The organism is Psychrobacter sp. TB20-MNA-CIBAN-0197 (genome assembly GCF_040309765.1).
GTDB classification, from domain to species: Bacteria; Pseudomonadota; Gammaproteobacteria; order Pseudomonadales; family Moraxellaceae; genus Psychrobacter; species Psychrobacter submarinus.
In genome coordinates this window covers 48,327-62,556 of sequence record NZ_JBEOPC010000012.1, presented here as the reverse complement: position 1 = coordinate 62,556, position 14,230 = coordinate 48,327, and the positions used below count along the sequence as shown (strand labels likewise).

12 protein-coding genes are annotated in these 14,230 nt (G+C 45.4%); 10 read left to right on the top strand and 2 right to left on the bottom strand.

What is annotated here, in order from left to right; all coding sequences use genetic code 11:
- Positions 1-177 precede the first annotated feature (177 nt).
- From AAEY83_RS05485 to scpC, 6 genes are all read left to right on the top strand, one after another.
- Positions 178-975: a peptidoglycan DD-metalloendopeptidase family protein gene (locus AAEY83_RS05485; RefSeq protein WP_025643710.1), complete on the top strand. Its 798-nt coding sequence runs from the start codon at positions 178-180 to the stop codon at positions 973-975.
- A gap of 201 nt (positions 976-1,176) precedes the next feature.
- Entirely contained in the window at positions 1,177-3,357 is a 2,181-nt protein-coding gene (locus AAEY83_RS05480) for an ATP-dependent helicase (RefSeq protein ID WP_025643708.1), read from the top strand.
- A 328-nt stretch (positions 3,358-3,685) separates the two neighbouring features.
- The gene (locus tag AAEY83_RS05475; protein ID WP_025643706.1) at positions 3,686-4,948 is read left to right on the top strand and encodes an NAD(P)/FAD-dependent oxidoreductase; all 1,263 of its coding nucleotides are present in this window, start codon (positions 3,686-3,688) and stop codon (positions 4,946-4,948) included.
- 99 nt (positions 4,949-5,047) lie between these two features.
- On the top strand, positions 5,048-5,386 hold the full coding sequence (locus AAEY83_RS05470) for a RidA family protein (RefSeq protein ID WP_025643704.1): 339 nt from the start codon (positions 5,048-5,050) through the stop codon (positions 5,384-5,386).
- A gap of 122 nt (positions 5,387-5,508) precedes the next feature.
- A complete protein-coding gene (locus tag AAEY83_RS05465; RefSeq protein ID WP_037058521.1) occupies positions 5,509-5,949 on the top strand; it encodes a hypothetical protein in 441 nt (146 codons plus the stop codon).
- Between the two features lie 121 nt (positions 5,950-6,070).
- The gene (gene scpC / locus AAEY83_RS05460; protein ID WP_025643702.1) at positions 6,071-7,603 is read left to right on the top strand and encodes a succinyl-CoA:acetate CoA-transferase ScpC; all 1,533 of its coding nucleotides are present in this window, start codon (positions 6,071-6,073) and stop codon (positions 7,601-7,603) included.
- A gap of 115 nt (positions 7,604-7,718) precedes the next feature.
- On the opposite strand, the gene AAEY83_RS05455 is transcribed toward scpC, so the two are convergent.
- The gene (locus AAEY83_RS05455; RefSeq protein ID WP_025643701.1) at positions 7,719-8,909 is read right to left on the bottom strand and encodes a glycerate kinase; all 1,191 of its coding nucleotides are present in this window, start codon (positions 8,907-8,909) and stop codon (positions 7,719-7,721) included.
- A 312-nt stretch (positions 8,910-9,221) separates the two neighbouring features.
- Between AAEY83_RS05455 and AAEY83_RS05450 the strand changes: the two genes are divergently transcribed.
- The 3 genes from AAEY83_RS05450 (at position 9,222) to AAEY83_RS05440 (ending at position 11,178) form a co-directional block, all read left to right on the top strand.
- Positions 9,222-9,548, top strand: coding sequence for a tautomerase family protein (locus AAEY83_RS05450; protein ID WP_051397452.1), 327 nt, complete (start codon positions 9,222-9,224; stop codon positions 9,546-9,548).
- A gap of 90 nt (positions 9,549-9,638) precedes the next feature.
- Positions 9,639-10,214, top strand: coding sequence for a GNAT family N-acetyltransferase (locus tag AAEY83_RS05445; protein ID WP_037058519.1), 576 nt, complete (start codon positions 9,639-9,641; stop codon positions 10,212-10,214).
- Between the two features lie 106 nt (positions 10,215-10,320).
- The gene (locus AAEY83_RS05440) at positions 10,321-11,178 is read left to right on the top strand and encodes a universal stress protein (RefSeq protein ID WP_025643699.1); all 858 of its coding nucleotides are present in this window, start codon (positions 10,321-10,323) and stop codon (positions 11,176-11,178) included.
- Positions 11,179-11,243: 65 nt separating this feature from the next.
- Here AAEY83_RS05440 and AAEY83_RS05435 read toward each other — a convergent pair whose 3' ends face one another.
- A complete protein-coding gene (locus AAEY83_RS05435) occupies positions 11,244-12,242 on the bottom strand; it encodes a GlxA family transcriptional regulator (protein WP_025643698.1) in 999 nt (332 codons plus the stop codon).
- Positions 12,243-12,409: 167 nt separating this feature from the next.
- Between AAEY83_RS05435 and AAEY83_RS05430 the strand changes: the two genes are divergently transcribed.
- Complete coding sequence (locus AAEY83_RS05430) at positions 12,410-14,215, top strand: acyl-CoA dehydrogenase family protein (protein WP_025643697.1); 1,806 nt, start codon at positions 12,410-12,412, stop codon at positions 14,213-14,215.
- Positions 14,216-14,230 lie beyond the last annotated feature (15 nt).

The window sequence follows — 14,230 nt, the reverse complement described above, 5'->3', positions numbered from 1 at the left end:
CCTGATTAGCGCTCATAACAATAGTAGTAACCAAACTATCAGCAATCGAAATATCAGTAAACATGAGTATTCATCACTATAAGCACTTGTCCGTTTAATTGCCGTTTAATCATTAATTTATAGCCTGTCCATCCTGTCCATGAAGAGCATGGCGTACATGAACTATAGGAAAATTTTATGAAGAAGCTTACTCGTAAGTCAACACTAACCACCGCCCTTGTTAGCTCATTGAGCGTAGCGACGCTGGCTATGAGCGGCTGCGCGACCAAACCGACTTATCAGAGCAGCAGCGCTGCCGGTCCCACGATTGTCACCAATAGCCAAGGCGTGCCTAATTATCATCTGGTTAAGCGCGGCGATACTGTCAGTCAAATTGCACAGCGCTATGGTCTGAACTATCGTCAAATCGGCGCGATTAATAACCTAGATAGTAAATACACGATCTATAGTGGTCAGTGGCTCAAGCTTTGGCAAGGCAGTCAAGCGGCTACTAATACTACTTATAATGTCAACAATCGTCAGCCTGTCCAATCTCGTCCAACGTACAACCCTAATCCTGTACCAGCGCCTTCTACAGTGCCAGCTTATCAGAACACAGCCACTTCTACCTCAGGCTACCTATATCCTAGCCAAAACCAAGTCATCCGCAATTTTGATGCAGCAGGCGGTAATATGGGTATGTGGTTTGCAGGCCAAGAGGGCGATCCGGTGCAGGCAAGCCAAAGCGGTACCGTGCTTTATGCAGGTAATGGGCTAGAAGAATATGGTAACTTGATTATGATTCGTCATAGCGATAACTACATTACCGCTTATGCTCATAATAGTCAGCTGTTAGTAAGCGAGGGCGAGCAAGTCCAAAGCGGACAACGTATCGCAACGATGGGTAGCAGCGGGCAGACCAATCAAGTTGGCCTAGAGTTCCAAGTGCGTCTCAATGGTAATCCTATCGATCCGCGTGCCGTACTAGGACGTTAATATCAGCGTAGTTTTAATTATGGTTGTTGATTATTTCTAGTTATTGGTTTTGGAGCTGGTCATTGATAGTATTGATGATCAGCTTTTCATATTGAGCGCTATAGTAAAGACCAAAAGTATAAGACCAAACTCTAAAACATCGTCAAGCCAAATCATAGAGCTATAGAGCCAAAACGACTAAGCAAAAGGGTATTGCCAATCATGCAAACCACTGTCTTTAATACTGAAACTTATCACTATCCGCAAAACTTCGCTGATATCAAACCCAAACTCGAGCAGCTGCAACAAGCGATAAAAAAGCTTGAGGCTAATTTGATTGACGCCGATAGCGATACTGATATCGTTATGAGCAGTGAGTTGAAAGTTGATTATGCCAGTGAGCTCAATCTCAATCAGCTGTTAGCAGCAACGACTATCGAGGGTAAAGTACTTGTGATCGCGGGAGCCGGCTCCGGCAAAACCAAAACTCTCACTTACCGTACCAGTTATTTGCTCGAGAACGGCGTTGCAGCAAAGCAAATCCTGCTCTTAACTTTTACCCGTAAAGCAGCAAATGAGATCAAAAGCCGCGCTAAAGCCTTGTTAACCAATAGCCTGACGGATGAGCAGTTATCTGAAGATGCTCTGTCTACTCATATAGCACCAACTAGCAAAGCGCTTAACGATATCACTAGCGGCACGTTTCATTCGTTCTGCAACAGGCTGCTGCGTCAGTATTCAGGTTTGCTCGGTATCAATCCGCGCTTTACAATTTTGGATACTGGCGATAGCGAGGACGCTATAGATCTGATATACAAAGAAAAAAAGTACCCGGTGCAAACCAAGAAACAAGCGTTTCCGCGTAAGCGCACCTTACAAAATCTGTTTTCGACCTCTAGAAATCGGCGTATCCCTATCTCTGAGCTGGTTGAGGACAATTATCCTGATATCGCCATACATATTCCGATCATCGAGCAATTGGCGATTGATTTTCATGAGTATAAGCGTGCCAATCACTTATACGATTTTGATGATATTATCAGTCAAGTGGTGCGTCATCTAAAAACCAATGATAAGTTTCGCCAGCTGCTACAAGAGAGTTATCGCTACGTGATGGTCGATGAATATCAAGATACTAATATTCCGCAAAAGCAGCTGATCGATCTGATCTGCGCCCCGGCCTCAGTATCACTGATGGTCGTCGGTGACGACAATCAAAGTATCTATGCCTTTCGCGGCGCTAATTACGAGAATATCCTACTCTTTGGCGAGACTTACCCTGAGGCGAAACTGATTAAGCTTGAGCAAAACTATCGTAGCACCCCAGCCGTGCTCGACTATGTCAATGCCTTATCTGCGCAAATCACCTTGGGCTATCAAAAGCAACTTTATTCAAACGCTAGCATAACCGGTGATAAGCCGGTCTTTAGCCGCGCTAGTGATGAGACAAAAGAGGCGAAATATATCGCCGATACAATCGCCGCGCACAAAGCCGACTATGATTACAGCGATTATGCGGTACTGTGCCGCACCTCTTTTCAGTCCAACTACGTGCAGCTGGAGTTTATGGAGCGCGGTATTCCGTTTATTGTTGTCGGCGGCATCAAGTTCGTTGAGCGTCGCCATGTCAAAGACGTCCTTGCCTTTATCAAGATCCTGTATAACCCCAACGACACCATTGCTTGGCACCGTATATTGACCTTGTTTAAAGGGGTAGGGGCGGTCACCGCCACGCGTCTCACACAAGCTATCAATGGCGCTGACAACTCGTTTGAGCCGCTGTTATTACCGAAATTTAGTAAAAAAAGTCCGCAGCTTGAGCCGTTATATATGACTCTAAGTAAAGCGCAACAAGCGCAGTCGGTCGCGACGACTATTGAGCTGATTTTAGAGTTTTACATTCCTATTTTAAAGACGGCCGAGGAGAATTGGCGCGAGCGGAGTGAGGACTTTCGCGTGCTAAAAAACCTAGCCAATGAGCACAATAGTCTCGATGACTTCCTAGAAAACCTAGCGCTTGATCCGCCCAATGACTCTGTCGCAGCGGCCGATAAGCCTGAGGACGATGACAATGATAAGGTTACTATCTCAACCATTCATAGCGCTAAAGGACTTGAATGGCCGATAGTGTTTGTCAATTCACTTGTTGATGGCATGACGCCGCATCATCGATCTTTAGATGATTTTGAGGAGTTAGAAGAGGAGCGTAAGCTGTTTTATGTGGCCTGCAGCCGTGCCAAAAACAAACTCTACTTAACCGCGCCGGATTACTTCGCCAGTTATTCTGGCTATTTTGATAAGCCCTCAAGGTTTATCGCCGAGCTGCCCGCAGATAAGGTCGAGGTGAAGTCATCACTAAAAGGGCTCGCGGCGCTGGCGAGTGCTGATCCAGTATGGTGGTAGAATAGGTGTTTTTATACCGTGCTCTATAAGCTTAGTTCTATACTTTACTTGTTTATTATTTAGCAATAAAAACTCACTATTTTTAATGCCAATACTATTTAGATACTGACCAAATACTGCTCAAATACACTTAAAACAATAGCTAGAATATCTTTAAGTTATTAGATTTATAGTTATATATAACTAAAAGTAATTCATTGAAAAATTTATTGTTAATTAGTGCTTTAATATTCGCTATAATGCGTTACCATAACCACTTTAAATTTTCTGTCTCATCTACCTTAAAACTGCTACTACGGCATGGTTTTTACTATTTGAAAGGTATGTTATGCGTTATGACGTTATTGTTATTGGTGCGGGCATGGTCGGCACCTCAACTGCTTGGCATCTACAAAAGAACAATTCTAAAGTACTAATGCTCGACAGAAAGCTGCCAGGTCTTGAGACCTCGTATGGTAATGCTGGTCTTATTCAACGCGAAGCTATCCATACCCATCCTTTTCCGCGTCAGATTACTGAAGTGTTTCGCGTCCTGCCCAATCAAGGCACCGATATACGCTACCGAGTTCCGGCTATTCTGCGTTACCATCAGGCGCTATTACAGTACTGGAAGTACTCATCGCCGGCCTCAGTCAAGAAGATTGAGAGTGAATGGCAAACCTTGATTGCGCATTGTACTAGCGAGCATCAAACGATGATTGAGGCATCTGGCGCTGATGAGCTTATCACTCGTGATGGTTGGTTGCAGCTGCATCGCTCAAAAGAGACACTAAAAGCCGCTGCCGATACCGCTGAAGTCGACCGCGCGCAAGGCGTAGAGCATAAAGTACTCAGCTTAGAAGAGTTAAAAGCCTTAGAACCAAATGCTAATTTTGACGGTTTTGTCGGCGCTATTCATTGGTTAAACTCTTGGCAGGTGTCTAACCCAAGCTTCCTAGTCAAAGCTTACGCTAAGAACTTCGAGCAGATGGGCGGCTCGATACTTGAGAGCAATGTCACCGAGATTCAGCCTGACAACAGTAATGAGGCTCAGGGCTGGAAAGTGGTCACTGATACCGACACTTACTATAGTGATAATCTGGTCATTGCTGCAGGTCCTTGGTCCAATGAGCTGATCAAACCACTGGGCTATACTCTGCCACTATTCCCTATGCGCGGCTATCATCAGCATTTTAAACTCCATGAAAAAAATACCATTCATCATAGTATGTTCGATATGGATAAAGGCTTTGTCATGGGGCCAATGCAGCAAGGCATTCGTATCACGACGGGCGCTGAGATGACGACGATGAACGCGCCAAAGAACTTCGGGCAACTCAAGACCGTACTCAAGCTGGCTCGCAAAATTCTACCTTTAGAAGACGCGGTAGAGAGCGAGGCGTGGGCCGGCTCGCGTCCTTGTATGCCAGATATGAAACCGGTTATCGGACCTGCCGATAAGCACGACAAGTTATGGTTTGCTTTTGGGCACAGTCACCAAGGTTTCACGTTAGGGCCTATCACTGGTCGCCTAGTTGAAGAGCTGATCCATAATAAGCCGTTGACTGTCGATGTTGCGCCATTTAATGCTCAGCGTTTCACCAAAAAATAACGCTATATTTTTAGCCGCCATTTGGCTTGCCCTATTGATGACTGGTGTTTTAATCATCTGCTCAATAAATTTTGCTTAATAACTTAAGGACAACCCATGATTAAGAAGCTCCATAGCACTCAGCGTATGAGCAGAACCGTCATTCACAATCAGACCATTTATCTGTGTGGTCAAGTCGGCAACGCGGAAGACGATATCAAAGCGCAAACGCTCACTTGCTTAGAGAAGATTGAGAGCTTACTCAACGAAGTCGGTAGTGACAAATCCAAACTTCTCTCGGTGACCGTGTGGATTAAGGATATGGCAGACTTTGCCGCGATGAATGAGGTTTATGATAAGTGGTTTGAAGGGGTGCAGCCACCAGCTCGTGCTTGCGGTGAGTCCGCTCTTGCGCGCCCCGAGTTACTCGTTGAGATGATCGCTATCGCAGCTGAGTAGGCAGCAGCTGAGCTGAAAAGACATGATACCGGCTATCCTGTCTTTTTTAATAAAGCGACTTCTACTAAAAGAGTTGACACTAAAGTCATCTATCCTGAGTTACAGAGTTAAGAGTCCCGCTGATGAGCAATCGCAAAATCAATACGAAGATTTATAAGGCTATCTATCTGTTAGCTGAAGAGCTGTTAGAAGCAGACCGAATAGGCGATCAAGCCGCCTTTGACGGGTTTTATGCTGAGCTAAAAGCGCTCTGTGTGGACAATGAAGATACGGATAAAGATCATCCCGAGCAGTGGGAGACATTGGCAGATTTTACCGAAGATCTTGATGCAGCACTTATTATTTATGATAAAGCACTAGCCAAAGCGCAAGCTATCAATGCCAAGGATCACTTAGCTTCGATAGCTTTTTCGATGGCAGTTTTGCAAATTGAATTAAATCAAACCGATAAAGCTATCGAAAATCTGCAGAATGCTAAAATCGCCGCGAATAAAAGCGAAGATAAAGAATTTAAGGTTGAAATCGATGAGCTGCTAACGACCTTGTTAGCAAAGCAAGATTGATACTACAGCCAGGACTTAGTTTTTCAATATGAAACGGACGCTGCATTTGTAGCGTTGTTTTTACACGCTCTTATTACTGTATTAAGAGTTTAATTTAATAAGGAAGTTGAAGGAAAATAATATGAGTTCAATGAATCATGAAGGTCGCGTACTGCACGAAGGACTAAACAAAAAAATCATGTCGGCTGAGGAAGCAGCTCGCTTTATCAAAAACGATATGAATGTTGGTATGAGCGGATTTACAGGGGCGGGCTATCCAAAAGCTATTCCAGCTGCCCTTGCTAAGCACATGGAAGCGGCGCACGCTCGCGGTGAAGACTTTCAAATTGGTTTATTAACGGGCGCCTCTACTGCTACCGAATGTGACGGCGTATTAGCAGAGGCTAACGGCATCAAATGGCGTACGCCGTATCAATCAGAGCCAGCCTTGCGTAAGCAAATCAACGCGGGTAAAGCCTTTTATTTTGATATGCACTTATCACACGTCGCTCAGCAAAGCACCATAGGCTTTTATGGTGATATGCATATGGCGGTGGTAGAAGTGGCTGGTATCTTGCCTGACGGTCGCCTGATTCCATCGACCTCAATTGGTACGAGTAATGCTTGGCTTGAAAATGCCGATAAGATTATCCTAGAAGTTAATGCTCAGCAGAGCTTAATGCTTGAGGGTATGCATGATGTCTTTAACGATATCGGTATGCCGCCCAATCGTAAGCCAATTCCGCTAGTCACTCCAGGTGGCCGCATTGGTGTGCCCTACTTACATTGCGATTTAGATAAAGTGGTCGCTGTGGTATTAACTGACTCGCCAGATCGTAACAGTAAGTTCGCTGATCCGGACGAAAAATCAAACAAAATCGCCAGCCACATCATTGATTTTTTCCATGAGGAAGTCAAAAAAGGCCGCATGCCGAAGAATCTACTACCGATCCAATCAGGCGTCGGTAACGTCGCTAATGCAGTACTAGCTGGACTTGAGAATAGTCCGTTCGAGAACTTAACCGGTTATACCGAAGTACTACAAGACGGTATGCTCGATCTGATTATGTCTGGTAAAATGACGATGGCTTCGGCGACAGCGCTATCGTTAAGCCCAGTAGCGCTAGAGACTTTTAATGCCAATATCGAAGAGCTGCGCGCGCGCATCGTACTACGTCCACAAGAGATTACCAACCATCCTGAGGTCTCACGTCGCCTAGGTGTGCTTGCGATCAATGCGATGATTGAGTGCGATCTGTATGGCAACGTCAACTCGACTCACGTTATGGGTACGAGCATGATGAACGGCCTAGGTGGTTCAGGAGACTTTGCCCGTAACGCTTACACTTCGTTCTTTGTCAGCCCGTCAACGGCGAAAGACGGCGCTATTTCTTGTATTACGCCGATGGTCTCGCATCATGATCACACTGAGCATGACGTCATGGTAATCGTCACTGAGCAGGGCTTGGCCGATCTACGCGGTTTAGCGCCACGTCAGCGCGCGCAAGCCATTATCGATAATTGCGCGCATCCAGACTATCGTCCGATGCTGCAAGATTACTTCGATCGTGCTTCTGCCGCTGAAAAGGCCGGCATGCAAACGCCGCATATCTTAGAAGAGTCTTTGTCTTGGCATCAGCGTTTCGTTGAGACGGGTGATATGCGCATTAAGTAAGTTTTTTTAGTATAAACCTGAGTAACAAACACCCCTTGGTTATTGCATAGCTAAGGGGTGTTTTTTTTATAAGACTGTTTTTGGATGCGCTACTAAAAGTCTGACTAGCAGCGGCCTAGTTCAGTTTTTCCCCTAAACACATCGCTGCGGCAAGATTTAGAGCAGTGGTCTCGATATTGGTATAAGCGCTATTGAATACCTCATCAATAGGCGCAAGCTGCTGAATACTAGGCATGACCACAGCGAACAAAGTGTTCATGGCAGATTCATTATGAGCGCTTTTATGATAGTCCTCATGGTCAACCGCACCGCAGATTGCGATGACCGGTTTATTTTGCGCTTTTGCCATCAGGCCAACACCATTAGCGACTTTCCCCATCATGGTCTGAGCATCGAGCTTTCCTTCTCCAGTAATGACCAAGTCAGCCTTAGCAATATGCGCTGATAAACGCGTAGCCTTAGCGATAAGATCAAAGCCGGATTGCAGCTCTGAATCAAGAAAAGCCATAAACGCAAACCCTAATCCACCTGCCGCTCCAGCACCTGCTACTTTTTGATAGTCATCATTATCATCTTGCATGTTCTGCTGCGTATAAATATGGGCAAAATGCGCTAGTGCTTTATCTAAAATAGCGACTTGCTTGTCGCTCCCGCCCTTTTGTGGACCGAAGACAGCACTAGCTCCATTGACGCCGCATAGAGGGTTAGTTACATCACAGGCGACTGCAAAAGGGCGCGTACTTTGTGCCAGTAACGCTTTAGTTTTTGGGTGTAAGGTAGAGGTATCGATACGCTGCACATTGGCTAATTGCGCGCCGCCTTGGGTTAACGCATTATCATTCGCATCATAAAATCTAACGCCTAAAGCCATAAGCATACCAAGGCCTGCGTCATTAGTAGCGCTACCGCCCAAACCTATGATAAAGCGCTGTGCACCGTTCTCTAACGCATCTAAGATAAGTTCACCTACGCCGTAGCTACTCGTTATTAAGGGGTTTTGCTCGGCACTCGTCAATAAGGCTAAACCGCAAGCTTCTGCAATTTCTATCACCGCGGTGTTATCCGCTAGCAGCAAGTAATTTGCATCAACAGCTCTCATTAAAGGGTCATGCACCTTGGTCGTTATCCAGCGCCCCTCAAGCGCGTAGGATAGCGCTGCAGTAGTGCCTTCGCCGCCATCAGCCATTGGTAGTAGCGTGTAGGTAGCATCCGTAAATACTTGCCTAAACCCAGATTCGATAGCCCGGCAGACCTCTAAAGCTTCAAGACTTTGTTTAAAGGAGTCGGGCGCAATTAAGATGTTCATAGCTGACCTCTAAGCGTATTATTTAGACCATAATAATAGTCTATCTGCTACCATAGCGGTTTATTTAGCTTACGTTACTTTTTTTGAAGTTTTCTCAATATATAATGAGCTTATTGTCTTAGAGTTTTATTGAGTTTAATGTGACCTTAAGGTTGTATAGATCGTTATTGCTTAACCCAGCTATTTTTGCAACTATGTTTGTCTGCTTTGTTTTTAGCTAAAGAAGTTATTTGTAGTAAAGAGTGGATGACAAACTGAACGTACTTACTTTTTACCGTTAATATACCACTATCAAGGATGATTTTATGACTATTGCTACCTTACTGTATGCAGTCGGTACTAGGGATGCCAGAAGGCAAAAAGGCTCAGCGTTTTGTACCGCTTAATGCGGAAGATTTTTATTATCCTAGTGATCGGTCAGCGGCTTATACCGTCATCGAAATCAACATGATGGCAGGGCGGACGATGGCTACGCAAAAAGCGCTCATCAAAACGTTATTTCAGCAGATTGAATCTCAGCTTGGTATCAAGACGATCGATGTTGAGATTACCATTAAAGAGCAGCCTGCGCATTGTTGGGGTTTTCGTGGAATGACGGGTGATGAGGCGGGTGATTTGAGTTATAGAGTCAGTGTTTAAAGCGATTCAAACGGTGTAAACAATTTATCTATAATTTTTTAGTCCATTCTTCCTCTAGCCCAAAACCCACCTTAATTGCGGTTTCAAACTATGATAAAACCGACTGCGACGCTAGCAACCGAACGTTTGCTGTTAAGGCAATGGCAGCCTAGTGATTTGCCAGTTTTTGCCGAGATGAATGCAGATAGCGAAGTCATGCAGTATTTTCCTAAGGTACTCTCTAAACAGACAAGTAATCTCATCGCCAATAAATGCCAACAACTGATTGAGGATAACGGCTGGGGGTTTTGGGCCGTTAGTCTTAAAGAGGGTGCTGCTGATACCTTTATTGGCATGGTGGGGTTAAACCAAATTCACGCCGATATGCCTTTTACAGGTGTAGAGATTGCATGGCGCCTGCATAAAGACTATTGGCGTAACGGCTACGCGTTAGAGGCCGCACAGGCGGCGCTAAAATACGCTTTTGACGTCTTAGCTCTTGAGGAAGTAGTCGCCTTTACCGCTATAAGCAATCAGCCGTCACAGCGCCTGATGCAGCGCTTAGGAATGACTAATACTAATCAGGTCTTTGATCACCCTATGTTAAATGCCAATCATCCGCTTGCGCCGCATGTACTATATAGAATAAGCCGAGAAGACTGGCAGCAATTACAAATCAGAGATTAGATATTTGTTTTAAATTTTAGAAATACTATCAATACGGGTTAATAATCTGCTATAAATATGAGTATCAATATTAGGATAATGCACTCAGCGTATTTAAGGATAAATTATGGCGACGCAACATATTTTAGCTTGTATTGATGGCTCGGCAGTGACCGAGTCCATTTGTGGTTACGCCGCATGGTACGCTAATCGGCTGAGTCTGCCGGTTGCTTTGTTGAATACAATCGAAGTGCCAGCCTCAGTTAGGCGTGACCTCTCAGGGAGCATTGGCGTTGACAGTCGTCAGATTCTATTACAGGAGTTGTCGGAGATAGATGAACGCCGAGCCAAGGTGGCTAACAATTATAGCGCCGCCTTGGTGAATGACGCAAAAAGCTATATCAATAGCCATTTCGATGTCGCCGTTGATATCTATCAGCGTCATAGCAAGCTATTACCTGCTATCGAGCATTTCAGTGATATGAACCGCGCGATCGTCATGGGGCGCCGCGGTGAGGACCACAAAAATAGCCGCATCAATATTGGCAGTCAAATCGAAACCGTTGCGCGCGCATCGAATGTACCCATTTTGATTTGTTCAGAGCCGTTTCAAGAGCCAAGCAGTTATATGATTGCTTTTGACGCGAGTAAAACTGCTATCAAAGTCATCAAACGCATCGCTAAGAGCGAAGTGCTAAAAAAGCTACCAGGCCACTTAGTGATGGTGGGTAATCACGATAGCACTTCCAAAAATAGCCTATCCGCGGCAGCTGCAGAGTTACTAAATGCAGGCTATAGTATTGACTGTCACCATCTGCCGCAAGGCGATGCAGTCAATGGCCTACTCAATTTTCAACTAGAACATCATATCGATATTATGGTGATTGGCGCTTATGGTCATTCTAAGTGGCAGCAGATGTTCCTAGGCAGTACGACGACTGAGATTTTGGCGAGTACAGTCTCGCCAGTGATTTTAGTGCGTTAATTTTTGGATCAGCTATATTGAATACAGCTATAAAACCTAAATTTGCGGCTTGCAAGACTTCGTCTTTAAATCGCTAGCCGCGAAAACTTATCTCGATACTCCTTTGGCGTCAGCTCGGTCGCTCGCTTAAAAAGCCGGGTAAATGAGGAAAGATCGCTATAGCCAACCTGATAGGCAAGCGACTTGATAGTGACGGCTTGTGATTCAAGCAGCCTCTTGGCCTGCTCAATTCGCACTGCTTGAATATATTCAATAGGGCGCATATCGATACTGGTCTGAAAGCGTCTATTCAGCGTACGCGGCGTGACATTGACAATGGTAGCTAAATCACTGACTTGTAGCGGCTGAGCGAAGTTGTTTTCGATATACTCTTGCACTTGTTTGACTAGTGTATCGCCGTGCGGCTTATGCAGCGTCACGTTGGTATAGCTGTTTTGACTGCCTCTTTTGCTATCAATAATCTGAGTCTTGGCTACTTGCGTTGAGACCTCACGGCCGCAATAACGCTCAATGAGTAGCAGTGCTAAATCATAAAAAGCGCTCCCTCCTGCCGCGCAAAATATATTCCCTGATTGAGTGACAAACTGATTGTCTTGTAAGTCAACTAAGGGGTAATCACTTTTAAATTTATCAGCGTAGCCCCAATGGGTAGTCGCGGTTTTGCCATCGAGGAGTCCTGCCTCAGCTAGAAAAAAAGCGCCGCTACAATTGCTTGCGATATCAGCCTCAGTTGCGTCCAAACGCTGCAAATGCGGTAGCAGCTTTGCGTTTTGTTTGAGTACCTTGTCTATCGAGTCGCCAATGGTTGGGATAAGGAGTAAGTCACACTTGCTCACTGTAGTGATATCGCAGTGTGCTTGAATCACTAGCCGATTACTGGCGGTGATATCCACACCGCCAAGGCTTGCAATCTGCACCTTAAACTTTGGCTTTACTTCTAAATCCAAAAAACGCTGCCAGCTGACGCCAGTAAAAGAAAACAAGTCCAGCGCTCCTGAAAGCACGCTACCGAGCACGCCATCAAATCCGAGGATAATCACTTCATAGGGCTTGGTTTGCGGCATTGGCTACTCTCCTTATTGACTATTATTATGCAGGCACTCTTTATACCAGTGTCATACCAATGTCGTTTTTCACCTCAATTATGTCATAAATGACAATACGGTAAAGCAAAAATTTAGCTTATGATTACTCTAATGCTAATGATGAGCTTTAATAACAAGGGAATATTATGGCGACCGATACTTTGATTAACGAATATGAACTACCTTTCCAGCTCTACGATGTGTTAGATGTTGAGCGTTTAACTGAACATACTAAGTTTTCAGAACATAACCGCGAAACCTTTGATGCCGTGCTAGATACTGCAGATAAGATCGCGACGGATTTGTTTTTACCGCACAATCATCTCGCGGACAAAGATGAGCCGCAGTTCGATGGCAAAACCGTCAGCATGATCGACGATGTCAAAGTCGCCTTTGATGCTTTTCGTGACTCCGGCTTTATCGCTGGTCGTTACTCTTTTGAAGTTGGTGGTATGCAGCTACCTGAGACGGTAATGACCGCAGTCGCAGGTTATTTTATGGCGGCGAATCCGTCGACTACCGCTTATCCGTTCTTGACGACAGCCGCGATCAATGTTATCTCGCATTTTGCCAGTGAGGACGTCAAAGATGCCTTTATGCCGCGTATGCTGACAGGTGAGTTCACCGGTACGATGGCGTTGACCGAACCGCACGCGGGCTCTTCACTAGCGGATATCAAAACAACTGCCACCGAGCAAGAAGACGGCTCATATCGCATTAAAGGCAGCAAAATCTACATCTCAGGCGGCGACCATGAGCTGTCTGACAATATTGTGCATTTAGTGCTGGCCAAAATCCCAGGCGGACCTGCCGGCGTGAAGGGCATCTCGCTCTTTGTGGTGCCGAAGTATCGCTTAAAAGAGGATGGCTCCATCGGCGAGCGTAACGATGTACATTTGACAGGGCTGCTGCATAAGCTTGGCTACCGCGGTACGACGTCTACCGCGCTGAGCTTCGGTGATAAAGGCGAATGTTATGGTTACCTAGTCGGCGAGCCGCACTTTGGTCTACGCTATATGTTCAAGATGATGAATGAAGCGCGTATCGGTGTCGGCTTTGGCGCGGCGATGATCGGCTATCGTGGCTATCAGTACTCGCTTGATTATGCTAAAGACAGAACCCAAGGCCGTATCGCTCCGAACAATAAGCCTGAGCATGACGCTACGGCTATTATCAATCATGGCGATGTCAAGCGGATGCTGCTTGCGCAAAAAGCTTATACCGAAGGCGCAATAGCATTGTGTCTGTACGGCTCAAACTTAATTGACCGTATCAATACCAGCGATGATGACACGCTACAGAACGAGCTATCCGAATTATTAGATTTATTAACGCCAGTGATCAAAGCTTGGCCATCAGAGTATGGGCCCAAAGCCAATGATTTAGGCATTCAGGTATTAGGCGGCGCCGGATATACACGCGAATATCATGCCGAGCAATTCTGGCGTGATAACCGTCTGAACCCTATTCATGAAGGCACGAACGGCGTACAGGCGCTTGATTTGTCATTTCGTAAAATTTGGCAAAATCAAGGCTTAGGGATGCAAGTTCTTAAGCGTGAGATTACTAATGACTTGCAAAGTATCACGACGCCTGAGTCGGCGAAGCTCGCAGGCAAGCTGATGCCTTACACTGAGCATTTGCATGAAGTGCTTGTGCATTTAAGCAAAATACTACCGACCGAAAAAGCGCTGACATTGACGGGTAACGCGCAAGCATTGATGAATATCTTTGCCTCAATCGTGGTGAGCTGGATGTGGATTCGTCAAGCAAGCACAGCTGAGCAGCTATTGGCTCAGGAACAGGCGAGCGATAAGCAAAACTTCTACCATGGTAAAATTCAAGCGGCCAAATACTTTATCGACTGGGAGTTGCCAACGATTCAGCGTGATATTGACTTATTAAACAACGATAATTCAGTCTGTACCGATATGGAAGTAGAGTGGTTTTAGACTCGATAAATGGCA